The organism is Clostridium manihotivorum (assembly GCF_004015185.1).
GTDB lineage: Bacteria > Bacillota > Clostridia > Clostridiales > Clostridiaceae > Clostridium_AR > Clostridium_AR manihotivorum.
In genome coordinates, this window is sequence record NZ_CP025746.1 from 4,878,582 (window position 1) to 4,901,897 (window position 23,316).

Below are 23,316 nucleotides of genomic sequence, written 5' to 3' on the forward strand. Positions count from 1 at the left end.
ACTTAATAATAAATTGTATTTTTATTGGATTAAAAGAAAAAAACTAACAGTTATCTTAAATCAGATAATCTGCTAGTCTTAAAAGACACTTTTGTTATATAAATTTATATTTTATTGGTATGTCATGTTATTAATTTTTATAAATATAAAAGTTACACTATGATTTTATTAGTTTTTTACTGGATATAAAATAACCAATAACTACACCTAGCACAGCTACTATAAGAAAATCTATATTTATAGCTATTTCCCTGTGATAGGATAAACCAAAGAAAGAAAAGGTGCAATTTAACAAAAATATTCCAATATAAATTGTTATACCTAAAAATATGCAATTGTTAAGCTTTCTAAAGCCATTATAAGCAATAGGTGCAAGAATACCTAAAAGAAAATATCTAAAAAAATATTTTAATACAATTCTTATAAAAATATTTATCCCTAGCCCTTTAAGTGCCATCCCTTTTAATATATTAGGTATACCTATGATTGGTATTAGGTTTATTGAATAATACATTTGTTTAGAAGCATCAGAAAAGGTTTGTATATATTGAATGTAACTTCCTACAAGATATGCTATATATATTACAAAAAATAATCTTATCCACTCAATCTTTAAGCTTACTGACTCTTTATTCTTTATAATCTCTTTAAGTTTTATAGCTCTTAGAATAATGTATATTGGAGCTGATAATATCATTATTACACCTTTTATTGTTCCTTCATCCCTTACATAATTGGCAATACAAAATATAAAAGCAAATGAAACAGCAATCATACCCAAAACTACAAACAGCCCTACACTAAAATGCTTTCTAGTAAAAGGAATCACCTTTGATAGTTCATCCTTTATACCTGGTGCCTCTCCAAATCTTTCTATGGCTATCTTTATACTTTCCGATTCACTTTTTCCTTCTCTCTTAAGCTCTTCCACAGTCTCTATTAAATGCTGCCTCATAACACTCTTCATTTCTTCTATCTCTTCAAAATCATCATCTGCATTTTTGTATATAGAATTTATATAGTTATCTATCTCCTTCACCACCATACCTCCTCAAAAGATGTTTACTCTACAAATACCCTTTAGTAAATTGTACTATTTTCATTGAGCATCCAAAAAACTCTATTTATACAAATACTTATGCGTTTCTTATCTTTTGATTATATATAAACCAGCCAACCACTATTCCTAAAATGCATGATATAAGGTAATCTATATCAAATGTAATAGCTCTTACTAATGTTAATCCAAAAATAGACATAGAATAATTCAACACAGTAGCTACTAAGAAAATTGTTACTCCTAATCCTATACACCTACTTAATTTTATATATTTACTACTTACAATCGTATATAAAAACCCTACTACTAAGTATGAAATAAAGATTTTTACACAGCTTATTATAGGCACATATATAGGAACACCTCTACTGATTACATCTAGTATGTGGCTCAAAGGTATAAATCTTATAGAGTAATTTATTTTGTTATTGTAGTTTGGGAAAACTCCAAACTGAAGTATAGCAGAGCCTATTATATAAAAAATAGAAATTACAAATAATAATCTTATTCCTTCTTTTTTTAAGTCAGCTTTTTGATTGTTTTTCCTCATACTCTCTAATTTTGAGGCTCTTATTATAATGTATATAGGTATTGCAAAAGCTAATAAAATAGTACCATTAAATGCAAATTGATTACCTGCATAATTTACCAGTGTAATTACAATTACAAGCAGTATCCCAATCATTACCAAAGAAGCATATAGAGATATGCTAAAATGCTTTCTGGTAAAAGGAATAACCTTTGAAAGTTCATCCTTTATACTTGGTGCCTCTCCAAATCTTTCTATAGCTATCTTTATACTTTCCGATTCACTTTTCCCTTCGCTCTTAAGTTCTTCTACAGTCTCTATTAGATGCTGCCTCATATCCTGCTTCATTTCCTCTATCTCATCAAGGTTATCATCTGCATTTTTATATATAGAATTTATATAGTTATCTATAGCCTTCACCACTATACCTCCTCAAAAAAGATGTTTAATATATCTCTGAAAAACACCCATTCTTCTTTCTTTACTTTAAGATACTCAATGCCCTTTTCTGTTATCTTATGGTATCTCCTCCTGCCACCTCCACTTTCTCCATCATCCCAGTAGGTAGTTACAAGTCCGTTATTCTCAAGTCTTTTAAGTACTACATACATTGTTCCTTCTTTTATTTCAAAGCTTCCCTTGCTAGTATTCCTGATTCTCTTTGCTATCTCATAGCCATATAGATCTTCTTGCTTTAAAAGTGTCAATATAATGCTTTCTATATAACCTTTAATCATTTCCTTGCTTAATTCCAAATAGTTCACCTCCAGTAATATTATACCATATACTACTCTATGGTATAAAGTACTTTATGCTATAAAAATAAATTTTTGTATGTTTTTTACAATACAAATGAATAAAGTCTTTCATCTAACGTACAGCCTTCTAAACTACAATTTTTACAATCTTAATCTGTACTTGAAGACTTTATTTTTTCTATATATGCCTATGTATTTAAAAAATGTTGGTGTATTCTATCATCAGCCCAATAACCTGAATTTATAAAGTAAATACATAACTTAATATCTGATAATAAACTGTAAAACAAATAAATATGTTCTGCTTCCATAAGAAATATATATTCAAAACTTCCTTGGTTTCCAAAATGAGAGTGTGAAAACATGAATTTTATTACGGAGTGATATATCTTTATCTATCATTATTCAACTTAGTATTTAATCCACAAATCTAGTAACAACATTTTTTAAATACATTCCTATATACCATAAAAACTTTACTATGTAGTGCTGTATTCACCATCGTCTAACTTTACATGCTTTAAAACTGTCTTCGTATTTTATAACTTCATTTCGGAGTTATGTCTTAGAATTGCCGAGCTAAAATCACCATACATATTTACACAAAATTTAATATATGGTAAACTTACCTAGAACCTATGTTCGTAATATTGTTACCTAAAGGGGTCGGTTTGATGAAAATATCAATAAAGAATTTAAATATTAATTATGAAATAATTGGTGAGGGGAAGCCCATTGTTTTGATTCACGGATATTATCCTGATCATAGACTTATGTCTGGATGCATGGAACCTATTTTCAGTGATTTATCTGGTTATAAAAGAATATATATTGACTTGCCAGGAATGGGCCAGTCTCAAAGTGCAAGCTGGATCAAAAACTCTGACATGATGCTTGATATTGTAATTGAGTTTATAAACATCGTAATTCCTGAAGAGAATTTTCTCCTTTGCGGTGAATCTTATGGAGGATATATAGCAAGAGGTATTACCTATAAGATTCCTAAAAAGGTAGATGGATTATTTCTTCTATGTCCTTGCATTGTAGCAGATTATACTAAACGTAATAATCCGCAACATATAGTGTTAAAAGAAGATCCTGACTTATTATCATCCCTTGAAGCATTTGACGCTAAGGACTTTAACTCTATGGCTGTAGTACAAAGTGAAAAGATATGGCAAAGGTATAGGGATGAAATATTATGTGGAGTAAAAATGGCAGATGATAAATTTTTAACTAACTTAAAAAATACTGGCTATGAGTTTTCTTTTGATGTTGATAGACTTGAAGCTGCCTATGATAAACCTACGCTTATGCTTTTAGGTCGTCAAGATTCCAGTGTAGGTTATAAAGATGCCTGGAACATCCTTGATAATTATCCCAGAGCAACCTTTGCAGTTTTAGATATGGCAGGCCATAACCTGCAAATAGAACAAGAAGCTGTTTTTAATACACTAGTTAAAGAATGGCTTGAGAGAATAGAAAAAATAGATTTTTAATTACACTCCGTTAACGTACTGCGTTGAAATTAAGCAGTCAGTGATACGATGCTTAGATAAACTTGCGCAAATAATTAATATTAAAATTTAGAAAAAAGGGATTCTTCTTTTCAAGAACCCCTCTTCTAGATTTATAGACGTCAAAGTATTTTACTTTCATTATGATTTTATAATATTTTTCTAAAAATTTACCCAATAAACTTAACTTCAGTTTCCAAATCTATATCGGTCTTATCCTTAACAGTTTTCTTAACAAGTTCAATTAGAGTCTTAATATCCTTTGCTGTAGCATTTCCTGTATTCACGATAAAATTGGCATGTTTCTCCGAAACTTTTGCTCCGCCTATTGCTACATTTTTTAGTCCTGCATTTTCTATTACAGCTCCAACTGGATGGCCGTTTATTCTCTTAAATATGCTACCTGCATTAGGATAATTAAGTGGTTGAGATGAAATTCTTTTAGCTTGTATCTCACTCATCTTACTGTGTATAGCTTCATAGCTATCTTTCTTTAAATTAAACCCTGCAGAAAGAACCGTATAATTTTCCTTTTGTATTATGCTGTTTCTATAAGAAAGCATAAGTTCTGATTTACTTATCTTTTCTATCTTATCTTGTTTTAACACCATAGCGTAATCAATTATGTCGCTTATTTCAGAATTGTAGGCTCCTGCATTCATGGTGATAGCCCCACCAATAGTACCAGGTATGCCTGAAAGAAATTCAGTGCCAGCTAACCCATGCTCTAGTGCTATTTTACTAACGGTTGAGAGAAATGCCCCACAACCTGCTTCAAGTACATTTTCTTTAATGTTAATAGAATTCAACTTTGAGGTCTTAACTATAACTCCCCTATATCCACTGTCCTCTACAACCACGTTACTTCCATTCCCTATAACTATGTGCTTTACATTATTTAATCTTAAATATTCAAGTACTGATATAAGTTCATCTATATTAGCTGGACTTACCAATACATCTGCATTTCCTCCCACACGAAAAGTCGTATGCTTACTCATAGGCTCATTTACAAAAATATTCTTCTTATCAAGTAATACTTCCAAGCATGAAACAATATGGTCAGTTTTCATAATGATATCTAGCTAATATGATATAAAACCATAAGAACTAGAATCCTCCTTTTTATCAGTCTCCCTATATTCTATAACAGATTATATAATTGCTTACATTTATTTTCAATATAAAAGTATACTACTAACTATTAAATTATAAAAGGACTATTTAACTTTCGCTAAATAGTCCCTATCATAAGCAGATATTTTATTAAATTTATGCGGCCTCAGCCTCTCTAATTTTCTGCTTCTTATTTTTACCAAGATCCATTAATGCTCTTACTATAAATCCTCCACTTAAAAATACTAATATAAAAATCAATAATCCTCCCATATTACTATTAAGAACTGATTGATTTATACCTGATATGGTCATTCTAAGCGTACTTACTGAGTAAGTCATAGGAACAACCTTATTAATAACTCTATAAAATAAAGGAGCAGTTTCTATTGGGAAGGTTCCTCCAGAAGAAGCTAGTTGTAGTAACAATACAATAAACATAACAGCTCCACCAACAACTCCTATAGCATGAGACACCCCATACATCACACTGAAAAATGCTACTGAAATCAATATATTGGTTCCATAAAATTCGACTATGTTTGCTGGACTTATTCCTAACCCCTTTGTAACAGTTAAACTCAATATTATAGCTTGCATAGTTACAAGACCTGAACCAACTATAAACTTGCCAAAGAAACTGTTCATTAATTTACTCTTAAATAAATTCTTTGATTTTGCAATGGAAAGTATTAAACTCATAAACATTGCACCTAACCATAAGGATAAGGACATGAAATATGGTGCCAAGCCTTCTCCATAGTATTTTACATCATTTATAGAGCTATCTTTAAGAGATATAGGCTCGGATATAAACTGAGACATATTGTCAGAATTGAATTTAAGCTTATTACTCATCTTATCATAGCCACTGTTTAGTCCATCCTTAAGTTTGTTAGTACCATCATTAGCATCATTTAAACCGTTAGTCAAAGTATTTGCTCCGCTGCTAAGCTTATTAAGTCCATTAGTCAAATCTTCAGTTTTACTTGCTGCAGTATTTAAGCCTTCACTTAAACTTACTGCTCCAGCATTGGCAGTTTTTAATCCATCACTTAAAGCCATAGAACCAGTATTTAACTGTTGTAAGCCCTTAGTAAGTTCTCCAGTTTTGCTAGCTGCTGTGCTTAAACCACTATATAAAGCGGAGCTTCCACTTTGAAGTGCCTTTGCTCCAGCTAATAACTGATCTACACCCTCTGAAGCTTTATTTTGTGTATCTGATAGACCATTTACCAATTGATTTATTCCATCTGAAAGATTTTTGCTTCCTTGCTTTAACTGTTCCATCGCACTAGGTAATTGCTTAACTCCTTCAGCCATAGCTGAAAGATGTCCAGATATCTTCGCAGTTTTATTTACTGCATCTACCTTTTGCACTGTACCAACTATTTGTTTTATTTTTGCTTTATCTGCTTCACTCATATTGGAGCTATCAATAGAGGCAACTAATTCTGGACTAATTGCACTATTGGCACTGCTAATAGCTTGTTCTGTTTGACTTGTTCCATAAGCTAAAGCACTAAAATTAGCATAATTCAAATCAGCAGTTTTTTGTGCTAGTTCGCTAGTTTTATCACTTAATTGAGAAGCACCATTTACTAACAGTGGAAGTTTGTCATTCTTAGCGGTTAAACTTTGCTTAAGTGTATCTAATCCAGTAATTAGCTTACCTGCTCCATCTAAAACTTGATATTCTCCAGAAGCCAGTGTAGACAAACCATTTTTCAAGTCATTTGATCCATTGGAAGCTTGAGCAATTCCACTAGAAAGAGTATTACTACCTTCATATAGCTGCTTTGTGCCGGCTTGAAGTGATTGACCTCCACTGGCTGCTTGCTTTAATCCATCTTCTAGTTTAGAAGAGCCACTAGCTGCTGTTCCAAGACCATCTGTTAAAGTTTTACCACCGTCAAGTAGCTTTTGTGTACCATCTTGAAGCTTAGAAGCTCCATCTCCTGCATCCTTAATAGATACCTTTACGTCATATAAACTATCTACCAAAGCTTTTGAAATTTCTTTCTGTATGCTAGAACTCACTTCAGTTTTAATACCCTCAGCAACCTTTGAGGAAACTTGCGAAAATACAAAGTTCTTTCCCTTGTTTGCAGTATAAGTTATCTCTGGATTATTAAACTTTCCGTCTTGTGCATTTGAAATACTTTGGGAAAAGTTTTCAGGTATCTCTATTACTGCATAATACTTAGATCCCTTAACTCCATCCATAGCATCTTCATGACTTACAAAACGCCAGCCTACTTTATTGTTATCTTTAAGCTTATCTTCTACTTCCTTACCTATAGCATATTCTTTTCCATCCTTTGTAACCGACTTGTCTAAGTTTACAAAGGCTACTGGTACACTATCAAGTCTTCCATAGACATCCCATACGCTTCCAAGATAGATAGAGGAATATAGCATTGGTACAAACATAACTGCAACTACTAATATAGATATAATAACTAATGTAAGCTTCCTATTATCTTTTGCTTTTTTTAATTGCATTTTGCTACCTCCTATTACTATTGATTGGTAATACAATTACCTAAACACTTGTTTTTTAATCGACATATGTGTATTATAAGATGTGTGTTGCATAATTTCAATCATTAATATCTATGATTTTGACGATTATTAGACATGTAATCGACAACTGTCTATTATATTTGAAAAGAAAAATTTACGAGGTGTTATTAAATATGAGAGAAGAAAAAATCGACAGACGTGTTAGGAAGACTAAAGCTACCCTCCTTCATTCTTTAACGGATCTTATGTCTAAAAAGAAAATAAGTGAAATTACAGTAAAAGAACTTACTGATTTAGCTGATGTTAATAGATCTACTTTTTATCTATACTATAAGGATATATTCGACATGGTTGAGCAAATAGAAAATGAAATGTTAGAGGATTTCAATGACGCCTTTGATGAATTTTCAAAGGATGCCAATAACTACTCTAATTTCTTATCCTTTTATACTCATATATTTGAATATGTACAGGATAATGGTGAGATGTGCAAGATACTACTTGGTCCAGATGGGGATTATTCTTTTATAGAAAAATTCAAGAAAGCTATTGTTCAAAAGAAACCGCCTTTTGGAGAAACTATACCTAAGATAAAGGTACATTTTGTAAGACCATTCTTAATATCTGGCTGCATAGGAGTAATACAACAATGGTTGGAAGATGATCTAAATGTTCCTCCAAAGGAAATGGCTCTAATTGTTTCAGATATGATTCAAAACATAACTAAGAATTTATAATTACTAGTTTTTGTACTAAATATGTAATTTCAAAAAATATTAATGTAACTCTTAAAAAATAGAAAATATTATTTCTTGTTAAAATATCAATTTAATTTTTATTAAATATATCTAAATTTCTTGCTTAAACGATTTAAAATCTAAAAATGAAGCTATTCTTATTACAAGCAGATATTGTATTTTAAGAAAAAAGTACCTTTATTTTTATTGTAACACTTGATTATATTCACTTTTATACATATAATTACAAGTGAAGTTACCCAAAACTTTTAGAAGGACGTAACAAGCTTGTCTACAATTTTCATGTTGCGTCCTCCTATTTTATTTCTAAGACTTTAGTGGCATTAACAATACCTTAAATATGATAACTTTATATATGAGAAAACGACCTCTTTAATGCAACTAACATTAAAGAGGTTTTATTTTTACTCTGCTAACTCTTAACATCTTACTAACTTAAAGCTTCTCAATCTTACTCAAAAGCTTGTTTTCCACTAATATCTTTAAATTGAATCCTCTAACCATTCCATCATCAAAGGTAATCTCTATATTATCCGCAGTGGTTTCCTTAACAAAGCCTGCTCCAAAGCTTTTATGGAACACCCTATCTCCAGCATTAAAGCCGTAGTCTTCTCTCACAATATACTTGTCTACAGCTATCTCGTTTAAGAACTTTGATCTTTCTTTAAACTTTCCTCTTAGCATTTTTGGAGAGTATATAAACAGATTATCCTTTGCTCTGGTTACTCCAACGTAGAAAAGTCTTCTTTCCTCTTCCCCGTCTTCCTCTGCGTTTTTATGTGGGATAATATCTTCATTAACATCTATGACATATACGTTTTTAAACTCCATACCTTTTACTCCGTGGATTTAAAGGCTTCAAAACTGTTAGCACTGATTATATATAGGATTCCATTAAATTAGGTTTGATTCATTCCATTCACTAAATAAAATTATACCACTAAATGCTAATTATTCTATATATAATAAAGCAAGTAAATTAAACTTGCTTTATTATAACTTATTATCTAAAATTTTTTCTATTACAATAACTATTCATATAAAAACTTTAATATTATGATACAACTTTTGAACTTCTAATAGGAGTATTTTTCAACAAATTAATATTAATCAATCATTCAAATTACAGTTCATTTATTTAGCTTAGTTAATTATTCTTGTACTTATTTTATATAATGTGAATTTCAAAATAATACTCCGATAGAGGTTAATGATTCCTTTAAATACTTAATAATATGTATCTTCGATACATTACTTATAATTTATATTTACTGTAATATAACATAATTCCGTATATTATTGCCATCCATTCTCATTTTTCAGTTTTACCAATTACTTTATTCAAATTCCTATAAAAATATAACTTATAAATTAAACTCACTTTTTAGTATCTCTATTAATTTAACTGCAAACTCTTTATCAAATTGAATTTTTTGAGTTGATTGTTCAGCCATACCTATATCCCCTATCTTGTATGTATCTATTTGCAAATACTTTTCACCTGAATCTTGAAATACACAGTATGTACATCCTACATCAGGATGAACTGAATTTTTTGTTTTCTCAATTTTTTCAATCTTACTTACTTTTGTCATATATTAATCCCCCTTTATATTTTATATATTCATTTTAAATTAAACTTCTACCATTATCAAAACCGCTATTGCCCAATTTTTCCTATATTGTTCTTATAGCCAACTTATTTATTCTTAAATTCATTAATTGTTTTGATTTTAGGAATAGTCTATACCTTGATATAGTAATTATTAATATAGACTTTAGGTTTTCTAATAAAATACAGTAGGAGGAATACATATGTCTGTTATAATAGGTGAAAAAATTTCTATAAAGAAACTTTTTAGTGATGAATTTTTCTTTATGATCCCAGAATACCAAAGACCTTATTCTTGGTTAGAAGAAAATTGCGAACAATTATTTGATGATATTTACGAATCCAATAGAGAAAGTGAATATTTCTTAGGTACAATAATACTTCAAGAAATTGAAAACATAGGTACTGGAAAAAAGTATGCTATAATCGATGGTCAGCAAAGAATAACAACACTTCAAATCTTATTAGCCTGCTTACGCGATCGCGTCACTGATGCTCAATATAAAAACGCAAATCAATGCAAAATTTTTCAAAAAGAAAATCTTGCTGATGGTATACCCGAAAAAGTTCGTTTAGAAGTTAAAGAGAGCTTATTTTTCAAAAAATATGTTCAGCAAGAAAATGGTACAAATCTAATTAAAGGAATTAATTGCGAAAACTTTCAGCAAGTTAATATGATAAATGCAATTAATGTTTTTAAAGATAAACTTCTAGATCTAACCCAATTTCAAATACAATCACTCATTCAACATATATCCCAAAGATGTATTATTATATATATTGCAACTAAGGAATTTGAAGATGCATTTAAGCTTTTTACTATTGTAAATGACAGAGGATTACAACTAAGAAGGATTGACATATTAAAAGCAATAAATATCTCCCCTGAAATTATGAACGATACTGATATAAAAAAATATGCACTAATTTGGGAACAAATAGAAGAAGACTTAGGTACTGAATTATTTGAAAAACTTATTTCATATATTAGAACAATTGAAGTAAAAGAAAAGGCTAAAGATGATATATTAAAAGAATATGAAAATCTAATTTTTGGCAAAAATAGGATTTTGAAAGGTAAGGATTTTATAGAATATTTAAAAGATTATAAAACCATTTACGAAAAGTTATTGTTAGATAAGTCAATATTGACTGGTCATTTAAAAGAGATAGAATATAAAAACTTAATAAATATAATGACAGACTTTTTGCCATCAACAGATTGGATTCCTCCATTTTTATATTATTACAAACGTTTTAAAGAAGATAGTATATTTGATTTTATAGAAGCATTAGAAAAAAAATATGTTGCTGATTGGATTCTTGGTGTTACATCAACTAAAAGAGTTGTCAATATGAACTCAATTCTTAGAAAAATTGAAATGTCAAGTAAAGCAGAGGAAATTATATCTAGTGAAGTAATGAAATTTGATATTATTAATTTAAAAGAAAAACTTAATGGAGATATTTACAATGAAACCTATTGCAAATACTTACTGCTGAAGTTAGAATACTTAGAATCTGAGCATAATATTGAAAGAAAATATAGCACAATAAGTGTTGAGCATATTTTACCCCAAACCATAAGCGAGAAAAGTACTTGGAGAACTCTATTTAAGGATACTGATCATAGATATTGGAAACATAAAATTTCAAATCTAATACTTTTGAGTAAAAGAAAAAATTCATCTGCTAGCAATTATGAATTTAGTAATAAGAAAGAAAAATATTTTAAAAGAAAGATAAGCGATCTAGTTAGAAGTCAAAAAATACTTTCCTATTCTGACTGGACACCAAAAGTGCTTGAAGATCGTCAAAAAAACATTTTAAATCTATTATTAAACTAGCTATAGCCATTTAAAGTTATTACTATTCTAAATACATCCATATAATCATTAAACTATTATAGGAAAAAGCAAGCTTATTTGCTTGCTTTCCTTAATGCATTGTTTCATTTTAATTCTTAATGGTCTTGTATAGCTGTAACAATACCATTCTCTAAATATATATAGCAATCTCCCGAATAAACCCATTGCTCTTTTGTCCCTAACTTTGTAGTAGTTCTATTCACACTTTTAGGTTTCCCCCATGAAGATTTCTCAACCTCTTCTGCACTCATTCCAATTCTAGGTTCTTCCAATATTTTTGGAGGTGGATTTTTAGCTTCTTCGGTAGCTCTTGATTTTGCACGAGCATCCATTTGTTCTGTTTGTTTTTTGATTTCTAAAGCAGTAATTCCTTCTTTATCTTTAATATTTTGATTAGCACCTTTTGAAACTAAAAAATTAAACATGTCTTCATCTTTATTTTGAGCAACTATGATTAGAGGGGTTACACCATTTTCATCTTGAATATTTACATTAATATTGTTACTTAATAATAATTCAATCATATTTTTTTCTTTCTTATCTACTGCCACTTCAAGTAGATTTTGACATAAAGTATAATTATGATTATAATAAGATACTTTTATATTTATATCAGCACCTCTTTCTATAAGCAATTTAGCTATGTCTACTTTGTCCTTTTTTACAGCAATATATAATGGCTTATCACTATTCATCATTGCTTCACTTTTGAAAGAGATATTCACATCTGCTTTATAGTCTAGAAGTAATTTAACTACATCTACATTAGTTTCACTAGCCCATTGTAGTGGTGTTTTATCAACTTTGGGGCTATTTAAATCAGCCCCTTTATCTAGGAGCATCTTAATTATATCAATATTACCTTCGTTCTTATTAGTTCTTGCAACATTCAAAATTGCTTCATTTAATGCTGTATCTTTATATTTATCTATGGCATTAACATCTGCTCCTTTATCAATAAGCAGTTTTGCTATTTCATTTCTACCCTTTAATAGAGAATATATTAAAGGTGTTCTTTCATCTTCATTTTTACTATTTTTATCTACCCCTTGATCAATTACACTTTCTACAAGTTTAATATCATTACTCTCTATAGCTGTAAAATATGTCTTACTGTCATACTTACTAATTTTATTATTATTATTTGTGCTACAGCTAACTAATGTAACCATAAAGAAACATATGAATACAGAAAATATTTTTCTTTTTCTCACTACTATCCCCTCACATCCCACTTATTGTATTGCCCAACGATAATTTTATTATTGATTTATACTTAAAACTGACCCACATTTTGCAAGTAAACTTGACCCACCAAAGTTAATAAATTATCCTAATCTTTTAGAAGAGATTAGGAGGAACAAAGGTGAAAGATGTGAAAGATTGGATAACAATAAAAAGGATGTATGAGAGAGGCGTTCCAATACGACAAATTGCTAAAGAGTTAAAAGTTTCAAGAAATACTGTTAAGAGGTTAATAAAATTAGATGAAGAACCTAAATACAAAAAGCGTAAATATTCAACTAAAATTGATCATTTTCATGAAGATATTAAAAGGTGGTATTTGGAACCAGAGTATAACTTTATAGGGACTAGGATATTTAGAGAACTTAAACAATTAGGTTATAACGGTAGTATATCTCCTTTATATAGATATTTAAATAGCCTAAAAGAAGAAAAAAGGAGTCTTCCACTTAAGGCAACAAAGCGTATCGAAACGCCGTTGGGAGATCAAGCTCAATTTGATTGGGCTGAATATTTAATGTGGGTTGGAGGAGAAAAAATTAAAGTCTACTGCTATTCATTAATTCTTGCAGCGTCTAGAAAGAAAGCTATTATATTTGCAAAGTCTTGCGACGGCGAAGCCATTTACGAATCTATACATTTATTATTTAAAAGAATTGGTGGTGTTACTAAAGAGTTATTAATAGATAATCCTAAGGCTTTGGTTGTATCAAATCATCCAGAAGAAGAAGTCAATTTCAATATTAACGCCTTGAGATTAGCTCATCACTTAGGAATTTCATTGAATGCCTGTAATCCCTACAGACCAAGAACGAAAGGTAAGATTGAAAAGCCTTTTCAGTACATAGAAGAACAGTTTGTTAAAGGTAATAAATTTGACTCTATGACTCACCTCAATAAAGCTGCTGAAGCATTTATAGAGGATTCTAACAATCTAAAACATGGTACAACTTTACGTATCACTAATGAATATTTTACAGAAGAAATACCTTATTTAGCTCCTGTTAAAGACAAGCCTTTTATAATAACTGATTTGAAAGAAAGAAAAGTAAGTTTAGATTCATTTATATCCGTTGACGCTGTAAAATACAGCGTGCCGATTGAGTATGTTGGAAAAAAAGTAGTTTTTAGAATAACCTTAGGCTATAAATTGGAAGTTTATAACTCAGCCTTAGATATAATTGCAACTCACGAAATCATTACGCAAAAAGGTAAGATGGTTACAGTAGATGATCATTACGGAGCGTTAAATAATATTGCTCCAAAATCTATTCCTGAAATTGTTAGGCAATTCGAAAGTACCTTCCCTAGTGGAAGTCTATTCTATAAAAACTGCATTGCTCACCTAAATCAACCTAGTTACCACTTGCGTAAAATAATTAAGCTTAAGGAACTTTATGATAACGATTCTTTAGAGCTGCTTCTTCGCTATTGTATTGAGGAGAATATATATAACATAAATGATATAAAGAATATTTTAAAGACTAAATATTTAGATATAGTAAAGGGTATTTCTGCAAAGGACGAGCTTTTGACGCTTAGTGAAACTAGCCGTGAATTATCTTACTACGAGGAGGGTCAATTTTAGGTATGAAAAGTACTATTAACACATCACCAGACCATATCGCTAGGCTTTTAAAACAATTTAAATTGATTGACATCCAAACAAATTATGAAAGCGAAATAGCATACGCTATCGAAAATAATATTGGACATAGAGAATTTTTAGTGAGACTTCTAGAAATAGAGGCGGAAGGTAAAAGAGAAAGAAATGTTGAAAAAAATATAAAAGCAGCAAGGTTCGAAGGAATTAAAACTTTAGATGGATTTGATTTTTCTTTTCCTGAGAAAATAAACGAATCAAAAATTAGAGATTTAGAAACTCTTTCCTTTATTGAAAATAAAGAGAACGTAATATTAATAGGTCCTCCTGGTGTTGGTAAAAGTCATATTGGGATAAGTCTTGGGGTATTAGCTTGTAAGAAAGGGTTTAAAGTTCTTTTTACAACTGCACAAGAATTCATAGATAAGCTTTATAAAAGTTATATGAATGGCACTCTAGATTCTACATTCAAAGCAATTAGAAAGATAGAAGTTTTAATAATTGATGAGTTGGGGCATTTCCAGATGGATAAAGAAAAAGAGAGCATATTTTTTCAAATCATCCGCCAACGATACGAAAAAGGCTCTCTAATCATAACTACCAATGTACCATTAGGTAATTGGGATAAAATCTTTTCTAGTAAACTTGCTGCAACAGCAATTCTAGATAGATTAATTCATCATTGTCACTTAATAAGTATAACAGGAGATAGCTATAGAGTAAAGGGTAAATGATAAGGAGGAACTTCCTAATGAAGAGAAAACACGATCATAGAGATTTAGATTATATGAAGTTTATAGAAATATTTAATACTGAAGGCCGCAAAAGCGCTAGGGATTATGTTAAAGAACATATTCCATTTAATTATGATTATTTTATAAAACTAGTTAAGAGATATACAGGTTATCAGTATAATAAAGAATCAAAAAAGTTTGAATTGTTAAAAGCTACTGAATCTCAATTTATGAGTATTGATGATTTATTAAATAAACCTAAGGATAATGCTACAAGTATTGTAGCATCTATCCCTAAGGCTATATACTACAAGGATCCACTCGATGAATTGAATTTAGATCTTCTTCAAGATAGATTAATAGAGCTATCGAAATATATAAAAATCAAATCAAGTACCAAGTCTATTGAAATAAACCTTATTCGCCTACGCGAAGGCGGGTACGACATAGAATTAATAAGCTAATAGTAGTGGGTCAATTTTGTGTGAGAAAGTGGGTCAAAAGTACTTGACAATCTACAATTTGGTTTAGTCTATTTATATACAGTAAATTATTATCATTTAACTTCATAACAATAAAAACCGAATATTACTTTGCAGTACCGCATTATTTAGAATTGAATTTTTTGATGTTTTTATGTCGCAATACAAGAAAATTATAGGGCAATCATATAAGAGCACTGTAGATGCGTAATTATGGATATCGGGATCTGTATAAAGATTATTGACAGGCTTTAAAATAAATATTAGATATTAGGTGTGTGTTCTTCGAAAATTGAATAGCGAGGTATTAAGAAAATTTTTTCAAGTATAATTTAGTTTCAATATTGTGATAATCCATGTAAGATATGTTATAATTATCCTAAAATTAAGACGAGATAATAAAATAAGGCAAAATAAAGATTATTAAAAAACAAATAGATAAATATCTATTTTGAAGATTTAAAAGATAAAATCATATCAATAACTAGAAGTTAAGATCTAAAGAAAATATATCATATGAATAGGGGGAAGCCCAATTGAATAGCGACATTGATAAGATAAAAATTAAAGAATATTGCAATTTAGCATATAAAATTAGAGAAAGGGCATCTGGAGAAATTATTGGTTTTGTTGATGAAAATGTTTCTGAAATATTAAACTTCGATTTTGAAGAAAATGTTGTTTGGTCAGGTAATTGTTTTGATGGATTTTTTGAACAAATTAATGTTTGTCGTTTTGGGAATATACTATGGGTTGAATTACAAAAATTAGGCGATTATAATGGATTTTATAAAGATTGGGCAATGAAGAAGTATATGAGTACTATGTATGAAATATGTAACTTAATGGACGGAATTTATGTAAATAACTATGAATATGATGATGAAGATCCAATGTTTAGAGCTTTTTTTATTTCATTTATATTTAATATAGATGATTTCAAGTTTTATGAAAAGATTTTTAAATATTGTCATGAATATTGTAATAATATAGAAAAAATAATTGAGAGAAAGTTAAAAGGAAGTTATTGGATACCAGAATTTGAGAAAGATGAAATGATGTTTTGTAATATGTACTTGACACCATTTTTTAAGAAAATTGGTTTTGAACAAGTCATTTTTAATCATGGAAAGAATGAATATGGTAAGGATTATGTTTTGGTAACGAAGAATATATTTGGAGAAACAGAATACTACGGTGTTCAAGCAAAAGCTGGAGATATGAGAGGATCTGCTAATTCTAATATAACTGAGATATCAAATCAAATAGAAAATGCATTTAAAATACCATATAAGCTTATAAATGGTAAAGAGGTATATATATCTAAAATGATTATCGCCATTTCCGGTAAGTTTACTGATAACGCACAAACTATAATACAAAAATATATTACAACTTATATGTTAACTAACACAGTATTTCTTTCAAAAAAAGAATTGGAAAATCATAAGCTTATGAGTTAGCTAGGAGCTGTTTTAATTTCACCTTTTTTGGAATTAATTAAACTGCCCATTTTATTTATAATATCATATGGGCAAATTTCATTTTGTCGTTTAGATAATTTGTAATTTTCTTATTTAACGAAAAAGCAATAAATATAATATTCTTCTAAATCATCGCACTATTCAGTATTAGATTTAGGGGTATTTTTCGTCGTAATTCAAGAATAAAACATCATAAATAACTAAACTCTCATTTAATAAGTTTCTATAACCTTACTCAGAGAAATAGACATTAATTCTATTTCATTATTCTTTTATAAATTTATTTTTTAAATGCCACTTTAAGTATTTATAACTCTCTTTATTTAGTGTATTTATTATCGAACCCACATCCTTAATTTTCAAATTATAATCATCAATATTATTTAGCAAATAATTTGAAATAACTAGCTCTCCACTGGTATTAAAACTAATATCACCTAATTCAAACCCCTTATCATGTATTTCACATAGAAGTAATGTGTTATATTTATCTAACTTTTCATAATCATTACATTCACTCCAAGGTTTAATGTGACTTGTAACCAAATAACTAGGATTATTTATATTGCATAGTACACACTTACTATTGTATAATTTCAAACATTCTTTTCTTAGATTTTCCTGTCCAACTCTAGCCTTAGATTCAATCGTCTTTTCTGTATTTTTAGTATTTATATACACTTTGTTATCGTCAAAATCACAATTACATTTATGTTCAGAATGTATTTCATCTAATATCTGCTTTTTAAAAACTTCTCCTTTCGGATCTCCATATCTTTTACTCAAATAATATACTAAAGCTTGAAAATGACCATCTCTTACATGCTTACTTGAACTTAAATATGGATTATTACTCATTTTGGGTATAAGATACTCTGCATATGCTAAATAGCAACTCTCTTTTATATTACTTTCAATCATTATTTGGTCAAACTTTTTCGGATCTTTAGTAATGAAATCAACGATTCCAAATTCCCAAAAATAAAAATTACTCTCATTTTTATATTTCTCATAGCAATAATTTTCCCTTTTATCGCACCCATCACAATAATTCATTAACCCAACCTCTTTCCTCTAAATTATTTAAAGTATAATTAATTAGTAACTTCTCATTATTATGTGTTACTTTTCCACAATAATGTATATATCTACAAATTAAGCACTCTCAATACCATTTTTCTAGCAAGGATCAATATTGATTTATACTGATGCAGATAACTGGTCTTAATGCAAAACTTACATTAATTTAACAATGTCAAAAAGTCTATTTAATACAAAAGTACTAAATAGACTTCAGAGTTATCTCTTTTTAAAATAACTCTCTTTTTTATTGATATTAGGCGCAATATCATCTATCACATTTATCATAGCTACTGTTTTAGCATTATAACGCTATTTGATTCTTTGATTTTGCCATGACCTTTTACCAACTACTTCTCCTTCATTACTTCTCCCTACTTTTTTATTGTAATTAAATAAAAAAGCGCCTACAATATTCTTGTAATTTAAGAAATACCATAAACACTTAAATTAGACTTATATTTGTTTATTTCCGTCCTACGATCTTCATTACTTGGAACTTAGCTACATTCTTTTCATCTACAACTGGAGCTTTAAACTTCCAATTCTTAAATGCATCCAAATTCTCTACATTAGATATCGTACTGCTTAGTAAATTGCCATTTTTATCATATAGGTTTATATCCACTTCTACATAACTATAAACATATTTTGAATTGTTTAAAATAGTTCCAATTACATAGCCACCACCACTGCTATAATCTTGTAATGTTAAGTTTCCATCTTCAGAAGTTAATTTATTATTTTGTTGTTGAGTATTTATTGTGTTAGCATTATTTTGTTGCCCTACATTTGCAGTGGCTATACTACCTCCTATTTCAATAACTTTTCGTTCTAAATTATCATTAATTTTTACTAATTCATCACGTCCAAACCTAACCATTCCAACAGCTTTAGTCACTCGTTCTACATATGTTCTATCACTTGTATTTAGCGCTTCTTCTCCTATCCTCTGAATCTCTGGGATAAATTTATCTTTAAATTCTTGTTTGTTTTCATACTTTTGGCAAAAATCAGCGATTGAATATAATTCTTCATCTGATAGTGGTTTACCTGTGTTCGAAAATATTTTAATACAATCGTTCATAGCTTTAGTAAATTCGGTTTCTTCTTGCTTATTTGCTGTAGAATCTGTTTGTATAGGTTGTTTATTAGAGTTCTGATAACCATTACTACACCCTACAACAGATAGGCTTAAGCATAGAATTATAATAACAATTGATAAACGCTTCATAATATATCCTTCTTCCCCTAAATATTACTTAATAACAACTCATTTTACTTCCATTATTATACAATACAATCCGTAAAATCAAAACACCTATGCCAATTTTAAATTTATAATAGCTTCATTAATGAACTTTTTCTTATTTTGAATCTAGTAATTCTATAGTAAATCACCAAATTTATACTATCCTATTGGAAATGCCTAACCTTAGAATATTGTATATACAACGAAACACAGAAGGGGTATTTTATAACTGAATTTTCAATGAAACTGGTTAGAGGTCATAATTGAGATAACAAATTAATAGTAGCCTATTTAATACCATAGTACTAAATAGGCTACAACACTATAATCACTTATTAATTTTTATTCTTCTATTTTGCTTACTCAAAACATCTAATGGGTTATATTCGTTCATATCAGCCTTTAAATCCAATGGAAGCATATTTATATACCTCTCTGTTGTTTTTATGTTAGAATGTCCTAGAATTGATTTAAGACGGTATATATCACCTTTATTTCTAATAAACATAGTTGCAAAGGTGTTTCTAAATGTATTTACACCTCTCATTTTCACCTTTCTATTCATAAAATAGTTTGAGAGATTTTGATGTAATGTATCATAGGACATCTTTTCTCCATTTAGTTTAGGAAAAAGTAGATCCCCCTTACTAAGTGCTAAAACTTGTATATATTCTCTTAAAACAGTTTTTAATGTTTGAGAAAGTGGTACACTGATCTGCTTTCTAGTCTTCATATGTCTAAACAGTATCATCTCTGTTGAAAAATCTATATCTTCTACTCTTACATTTAATAATGTTTCACTTCTACACCCTGTTCCTAATAAAAAATTTATAGTAACAAATCCTTTGTAGTCGCCTATTAGGCATTGTTTTAAATTTGGCTTTTTAAGAAGTTTTGTTAACTCATCTTCTGTATATACTATTTTTTTCTCTAAATCAACATTTGGTATCTTTACCTCAAATTTTTCTAAATAATGATTGTTAAAACAATAGGTAAGAAAAGCTCTAATTTTAATAACATAAGTCTGATAATAGTTTCCCTTGTATCCTTTAGTAATCATATTCTTAACATGTTTCTCTATCTTTTCTTTTTTAAGTTCAGAAATATTATTATCCAAGTCTACAACCTTTTTGAGTTCGTATCTTCTGAATCTTTCTTTACTATCAATAGTTCTTTCTCTTTGACCTATAGTAATACAATAATCTAAGTATTCTAAATACACCTCATTAACTGTTTTACTACTTTCTTTTCTCATGTTTTTAAGCTTCATTTTAACCATTTTTTATTCCATTCCTCCAACGATTTTTTTGTTGTTAAATGAATGGAATGAATCACACTATTTTAATCGTCAATTTGCCCATTATTCCTATTGCTTATCAATCTTACTTATAAGCATATTTTCCACCAATATTTTTATAGAGAACCCTCTAACCATTCCATCATCAAAGGTAATCTCTATATTGTCTTCAGTGGTGCCTTTAACAGTTCCACTACCGAAACTCTTATGGAACACTCTATCCCCAGTGTTAAATCCATAATCTTCTCTTACGATATATTCCTCTATGGCTATCTCCTCTAAGAATCTTGATCTACCTTTGAATTTTCCTCTTAACATCTTTGGAGAGTATATAAATAGATTATCTTTAGCTCTTGTAACTCCTACATAGAATAGTCTTCTTTCCTCTTCGGCATCTTCCTCTGCATTCTTGTGAGGAATGATGTCTTCATTGACATCAATAACATATACATTTTTAAACTCCATACCTTTTACGCCGTGAATAGTGCTTAAGATCACAGAATCGTCTTCACTCTTTCTTATGCTGTTTTTTATATTTTCTTCTACAGTTTCCACATGGGCTAAAAGAGTTATTATGGATTTGAATTCTCTGCTTATTTCCTTAAATTCTTCCACTATTTCATCAAGTTCATTGATGCTTTGCTTGAACTTGTCACTGTATTCTCTCAGATAGCTATAATATTCTAATTCGAATAGTATAAAGTCTATGGCGCTACTTAGGGTCATCTTATTCAAATTAGCTACATCTCTTTGAAGCTCGTCAATTTTCTTAAGCTGAAAAGGATGTATGTCTCCTAGTTCCATAAGCTTCTTGAAATTACTTTCTTTAATTCTAGAGGCACTGACCTTTTCTAAGTTAGACTTTGATATATATCTAAAGGGTTTATTTATTACTCTAGCAAAGCTCTCCATGTCCCAAGGATCTATGGATAACTTCAAATAAGCAAGTATGTCTTTACATATGAAGTGATGGAAAAAGTTATATTCCTTATCTAGAAGCTTAAAGGGAATCTTATGTCTAATGAATCCATCTATAATACTTCTTGACTCCATGTTGGTCCTATAAAGTATGGCATTATCTTTATATCTGTCTCCACTGTTCTTAAATCCTTTGATCTTTCCAATAATATCCTCAATTTGTGCACTTTCATTAAAGGGGATAACCACTTCCAATCTTCCAGTTTCCTTCCTGAAGTATTGGATTTTCTTGTTATTCCTGTTCTTATTATTTACTATTATCTCCTTGGACAAATCTACTATATTACTAGTACTTCTATAATTATAATTTAAATAAAACTTTTCTCCTTGTTCAAAATTATTGTGAAACTCAACCATATACTCAGGCTTTGAGCCTCTAAAGGTATAAATACATTGATCTTCATCCCCAACTGCAAATACCGAATTGCTATTGTTTAAAAGTTTTAAAAGGCTTATCTGTAGATCATCACAGTCTTGAAACTCATCTACTAATATATATCTAAAGAGTTTTCTGTAACCATTCAATATTTTTGGTTCTCTTAAGAAAAGTTCTTTACATCTAAGCTGCAAATCATCGAAATCCATAAGATTTCTTTGCTTTTTGTAATCCTCATACTTTTCATAGCATTCTATAAATACTTCCTTGCTTATAGAAGTTTCAAATTCATCTATTGAGGTATTAGAGGTTTTGAAGATAGAGATATTATTTAAAACTTCCTTAACTTTTTCCTCTCCTACTTCATCAAGCTTTTCTAATAACACCTTATTTATCAGCCTATAACCCTCGCTAGGATTAATCAAATCTACATTTCTTTGATGTCTTTTCAATATCTTATAAAAAAGCCCATGAAAGGTACCAAAAAACGGATAATTGTTTAACTTACAAAGCTTAGTAAACCTATCCTTCATGTTTTGTGCCGCAGCTCTAGTAAAGGTTATTACTACAATGTTACTTGGGTCTACCTTTTTTTGTTCTATTAGGAACTTTATTCTATTTATTATAACCATAGTCTTTCCACTGCCAGGAGCAGCAATTACTAAGGTATTTCTACTATTACATCTAACCGCTTGTTCTTGAAATTCATCTAAATTAGTCACTGTTCTCCTACCTTTGTTAATTCATTTCTATTGGTATATGTGCACCTTATATAAAAATCTATTTTCAGAACTACTATATGGTTACAAAACCAAACTCTAAGTTATAAGCTTTCCTGACACTAGACTTTGTAAGGCCTTCGATATGAGTATAATTTATACTTCAGCCTTGAACCCTACGTAGGTATCCAATTTCAATCATTTCTTATAATCCCAAGAATTCTGGATTATAGAACATGCATAAATTAAGTTTATGGATATCTATATATTACATCTTCTAGGAACCTTTAAAATATATATTAACAATTATTACTTCTATAAC

The 23,316-nt window shown here is 29.4% G+C and carries 19 protein-coding genes; 7 read left to right on the forward strand and 12 right to left on the reverse strand.

From position 1 onward, the window contains the following. Positions 1-157: 157 nt before the first annotated feature. The 3 genes from C1I91_RS21950 to C1I91_RS21960 all read right to left on the reverse strand — a co-directional run bounded on the left by C1I91_RS21950 (position 158) and on the right by C1I91_RS21960 (position 2,344). A complete protein-coding gene (locus tag C1I91_RS21950; RefSeq protein ID WP_128214801.1) occupies positions 158-1,039 on the reverse strand; it encodes a permease prefix domain 1-containing protein in 882 nt (293 codons plus the stop codon). A gap of 97 nt (positions 1,040-1,136) precedes the next feature. Beyond that, entirely contained in the window at positions 1,137-2,009 is an 873-nt protein-coding gene (locus C1I91_RS21955) for a permease prefix domain 1-containing protein (RefSeq protein WP_128214802.1), read from the reverse strand. Positions 2,010-2,011: 2 nt separating this feature from the next. Beyond that, positions 2,012-2,344, reverse strand: coding sequence for a PadR family transcriptional regulator (locus C1I91_RS21960; protein ID WP_128214803.1), 333 nt, complete (start codon positions 2,342-2,344; stop codon positions 2,012-2,014). Between the two features lie 677 nt (positions 2,345-3,021). Between C1I91_RS21960 and C1I91_RS21965 the strand changes: the two genes are divergently transcribed. Next, a complete protein-coding gene (locus C1I91_RS21965) occupies positions 3,022-3,846 on the forward strand; it encodes an alpha/beta fold hydrolase (RefSeq protein WP_128214804.1) in 825 nt (274 codons plus the stop codon). A gap of 188 nt (positions 3,847-4,034) precedes the next feature. On the opposite strand, the gene murB is transcribed toward C1I91_RS21965, so the two are convergent. Then, the gene (gene murB / locus C1I91_RS21970; RefSeq protein WP_128214805.1) at positions 4,035-4,937 is read right to left on the reverse strand and encodes a UDP-N-acetylmuramate dehydrogenase; all 903 of its coding nucleotides are present in this window, start codon (positions 4,935-4,937) and stop codon (positions 4,035-4,037) included. A 199-nt stretch (positions 4,938-5,136) separates the two neighbouring features. Continuing rightward, positions 5,137-7,485 (reverse strand): YhgE/Pip family protein, encoded by a 2,349-nt coding sequence (locus tag C1I91_RS21975; protein WP_128214806.1) that lies wholly within the window; start codon positions 7,483-7,485, stop codon positions 5,137-5,139. 194 nt (positions 7,486-7,679) lie between these two features. On the opposite strand from C1I91_RS21975, the gene C1I91_RS21980 reads away from it, so the two are divergent. Continuing rightward, on the forward strand, positions 7,680-8,243 hold the full coding sequence (locus tag C1I91_RS21980; RefSeq protein WP_128214807.1) for a TetR/AcrR family transcriptional regulator: 564 nt from the start codon (positions 7,680-7,682) through the stop codon (positions 8,241-8,243). 456 nt (positions 8,244-8,699) lie between these two features. Here C1I91_RS21980 and C1I91_RS21985 read toward each other — a convergent pair whose 3' ends face one another. Both C1I91_RS21985 and C1I91_RS21990 read right to left on the reverse strand, forming a co-directional pair. Beyond that, entirely contained in the window at positions 8,700-9,095 is a 396-nt protein-coding gene (locus tag C1I91_RS21985; RefSeq protein WP_128214808.1) for a 3'-5' exonuclease, read from the reverse strand. Between the two features lie 533 nt (positions 9,096-9,628). Continuing rightward, positions 9,629-9,859 carry a methionyl-tRNA formyltransferase gene (locus tag C1I91_RS21990; protein ID WP_128214809.1) on the reverse strand — a complete coding sequence of 77 codons (231 nt, stop codon included), beginning with the start codon at positions 9,857-9,859 and terminating at the stop codon, positions 9,629-9,631. A 220-nt stretch (positions 9,860-10,079) separates the two neighbouring features. Between C1I91_RS21990 and C1I91_RS21995 the strand changes: the two genes are divergently transcribed. Further along, complete coding sequence (locus C1I91_RS21995) at positions 10,080-11,723, forward strand: DUF262 domain-containing protein (protein ID WP_128214810.1); 1,644 nt, start codon at positions 10,080-10,082, stop codon at positions 11,721-11,723. A 116-nt stretch (positions 11,724-11,839) separates the two neighbouring features. Here the strand turns inward: C1I91_RS21995 and C1I91_RS22000 are convergent, their stop codons facing one another. Next, positions 11,840-12,958, reverse strand: a complete 1,119-nt coding sequence (locus tag C1I91_RS22000; protein ID WP_128214811.1) for an ankyrin repeat domain-containing protein — start codon at positions 12,956-12,958, stop codon at positions 11,840-11,842. Positions 12,959-13,110: 152 nt separating this feature from the next. Here C1I91_RS22000 and istA point away from each other — a divergent pair, with 152 nt between their 5' ends. The 4 genes from istA (at position 13,111) to C1I91_RS22020 (ending at position 17,271) form a co-directional block, all read left to right on the forward strand. Then, entirely contained in the window at positions 13,111-14,577 is a 1,467-nt protein-coding gene (gene istA, locus C1I91_RS22005) for an IS21 family transposase (RefSeq protein ID WP_128214812.1), read from the forward strand. A gap of 2 nt (positions 14,578-14,579) precedes the next feature. Next, positions 14,580-15,326, forward strand: a complete 747-nt coding sequence (gene istB / locus C1I91_RS22010) for an IS21-like element helper ATPase IstB (protein WP_128214813.1) — start codon at positions 14,580-14,582, stop codon at positions 15,324-15,326. 17 nt (positions 15,327-15,343) lie between these two features. Continuing rightward, entirely contained in the window at positions 15,344-15,790 is a 447-nt protein-coding gene (locus C1I91_RS22015) for a hypothetical protein (protein ID WP_128214214.1), read from the forward strand. 554 nt (positions 15,791-16,344) lie between these two features. Next, positions 16,345-17,271 (forward strand): hypothetical protein, encoded by a 927-nt coding sequence (locus C1I91_RS22020; RefSeq protein WP_128214814.1) that lies wholly within the window; start codon positions 16,345-16,347, stop codon positions 17,269-17,271. A 285-nt stretch (positions 17,272-17,556) separates the two neighbouring features. Here C1I91_RS22020 and C1I91_RS22025 read toward each other — a convergent pair whose 3' ends face one another. The 4 genes from C1I91_RS22025 to C1I91_RS22040 form a co-directional block, all read right to left on the reverse strand. Continuing rightward, on the reverse strand, positions 17,557-18,348 hold the full coding sequence (locus C1I91_RS22025; protein WP_128214815.1) for an HNH endonuclease: 792 nt from the start codon (positions 18,346-18,348) through the stop codon (positions 17,557-17,559). Between the two features lie 490 nt (positions 18,349-18,838). Beyond that, positions 18,839-19,606, reverse strand: a complete 768-nt coding sequence (locus tag C1I91_RS22030) for an FxLYD domain-containing protein (RefSeq protein ID WP_128214816.1) — start codon at positions 19,604-19,606, stop codon at positions 18,839-18,841. A gap of 346 nt (positions 19,607-19,952) precedes the next feature. Next, the gene (locus tag C1I91_RS22035) at positions 19,953-20,903 is read right to left on the reverse strand and encodes a tyrosine-type recombinase/integrase (RefSeq protein WP_128214817.1); all 951 of its coding nucleotides are present in this window, start codon (positions 20,901-20,903) and stop codon (positions 19,953-19,955) included. Between the two features lie 87 nt (positions 20,904-20,990). After that, complete coding sequence (locus tag C1I91_RS22040; protein ID WP_128214818.1) at positions 20,991-22,997, reverse strand: ATP-dependent helicase; 2,007 nt, start codon at positions 22,995-22,997, stop codon at positions 20,991-20,993. Between the last annotated feature and the right edge of the window lie 319 nt (positions 22,998-23,316).

Coding starts and splice junctions, on each gene's coding strand:
- C1I91_RS21965 (WP_128214804.1), top strand. CDS start 3,022: ATGAAAATATCAATAAAGAATTTAAATATTAATTATGAAATAATTGGT.
- murB (WP_128214805.1), bottom strand. CDS start 4,937: ATGAAAACTGACCATATTGTTTCATGCTTGGAAGTATTACTTGATAAG.
- C1I91_RS21975 (WP_128214806.1), bottom strand. CDS start 7,485: ATGCAATTAAAAAAAGCAAAAGATAATAGGAAGCTTACATTAGTTATT.
- C1I91_RS21980 (WP_128214807.1), top strand. CDS start 7,680: ATGAGAGAAGAAAAAATCGACAGACGTGTTAGGAAGACTAAAGCTACC.
- C1I91_RS21985 (WP_128214808.1), bottom strand. CDS start 9,095: ATGGAGTTTAAAAACGTATATGTCATAGATGTTAATGAAGATATTATC.
- C1I91_RS21990 (WP_128214809.1), bottom strand. CDS start 9,859: ATGACAAAAGTAAGTAAGATTGAAAAAATTGAGAAAACAAAAAATTCA.
- C1I91_RS21995 (WP_128214810.1), top strand. CDS start 10,080: ATGTCTGTTATAATAGGTGAAAAAATTTCTATAAAGAAACTTTTTAGT.
- istB (WP_128214813.1), top strand. CDS start 14,580: ATGAAAAGTACTATTAACACATCACCAGACCATATCGCTAGGCTTTTA.
- C1I91_RS22015 (WP_128214214.1), top strand. CDS start 15,344: ATGAAGAGAAAACACGATCATAGAGATTTAGATTATATGAAGTTTATA.
- C1I91_RS22025 (WP_128214815.1), bottom strand. CDS start 18,348: ATGAATTATTGTGATGGGTGCGATAAAAGGGAAAATTATTGCTATGAG.
- C1I91_RS22030 (WP_128214816.1), bottom strand. CDS start 19,606: ATGAAGCGTTTATCAATTGTTATTATAATTCTATGCTTAAGCCTATCT.
- C1I91_RS22035 (WP_128214817.1), bottom strand. CDS start 20,903: ATGGTTAAAATGAAGCTTAAAAACATGAGAAAAGAAAGTAGTAAAACA.